Below are 1,378 nucleotides of genomic sequence, written 5' to 3'. Positions count from 1 at the left end.
ACCTTCGCGATGCCGGCCCCAGTGAACTCGGTCCGTAGGGATCGGGGTGGTGGGTGGCTGGTCGTTGCTTGAGAACTACACAGTGGACGCGAGCATCTGTGGCCAAGTTTTTAAGGGCGCACGGTGGATGCCTTGGCACCAGGAACCGATGAAGGACGTGGGAGGCCACGATAGTCCCCGGGGAGCCGTCAACCAGGCTTTGATCCGGGGGTTTCCGAATGGGGAAACCCGGCAGTCGTCATGGGCTGTCACCCATGCCTGAACACATAGGGCATGTGGAGGGAACGAGGGGAAGTGAAACATCTCAGTACCCTCAGGAAGAGAAAACAACCGTGATTCCGGGAGTAGTGGCGAGCGAAACCGGATGAGGCCAAACCGTATGCGTGTGAGACCCGGCAGGGGTTGCGCATGCGGGGTTGTGGGATCTCTTTTCTGTCGTCTGCCGGCGACAGGACGAGTCAGAAACCGTTGGTGTAGTCGAAGGACATGCGAAAGGTCCGGCGTAGAGGGTAAGACCCCCGTAGACGAAACATCAGCGGCTCGTTTAAGAGACACCCAAGTAGCACGGGGCCCGAGAAATCCCGTGTGAATCTGGCGGGACCACCCGCTAAGCCTAAATATTCCCTGGTGACCGATAGCGGATAGTACCGTGAGGGAATGGTGAAAAGTACCGCGGGAGCGGAGTGAAATAGTACCTGAAACCGTGTGCCTACAAGCCGTGGGAGCGTCGGACATAGCTTGCTATGTCTCGTGACTGCGTGCCTTTTGAAGAATGAGCCTGCGAGTTTGCGGTGTGTTGCGAGGTTAACCCGTGTGGGGAAGCCGTAGCGAAAGCGAGTCCGAATAGGGCGGTTGAGTAGCACGCTCAAGACCCGAAGCGGAGTGATCTAGCCATGGGCAGGTTGAAGCGGAGGTAAGACTTCGTGGAGGACCGAACCCACCAGGGTTGAAAACCTGGGGGATGACCTGTGGTTAGGGGTGAAAGGCCAATCAAACTCCGTGATAGCTGGTTCTCCCCGAAATGCATTTAGGTGCAGCGTCGTGTGTTTCTTGCCGGAGGTAGAGCACTGGATAGGCGATGGGCCCTACCGGGTTACTGACCTTAGCCAAACTCCGAATGCCGGTAAGTGAGAGCGCGGCAGTGAGACTGTGGGGGATAAGCTCCATGGTCGAGAGGGAAACAGCCCAGAGCATCGACTAAGGCCCCTAAGCGTACGCTAAGTGGGAAAGGATGTGGAGTCGCAGAGACAACCAGGAGGTTGGCTTAGAAGCAGCCACCCTTGAAAGAGTGCGTAATAGCTCACTGGTCAAGTGATTCCGCGCCGACAATGTAGCGGGGCTCAAGCGTACCGCCGAAGTCGTGTCATTGCAGTGTGCG

At 57.3% G+C, this 1,378-nt stretch carries 1 rRNA gene (running past one end of the window); it reads left to right on the top strand.

The window, feature by feature from the left end:
* The first annotated feature begins 100 nt into the window (after nt 1-100).
* Nucleotides 101-1,378: ribosomal RNA gene (locus ACIGW2_RS33400) — 23S ribosomal RNA — on the top strand; it runs 1,941 nt beyond the window's last position.

The sequence above is a fragment of the Streptomyces sp. NPDC053541 genome (assembly GCF_044544705.1).
Classification (GTDB): Bacteria; Actinomycetota; Actinomycetes; order Streptomycetales; family Streptomycetaceae; genus Streptomyces.
This window is presented reverse-complemented; position numbering and strand designations above follow the sequence as displayed.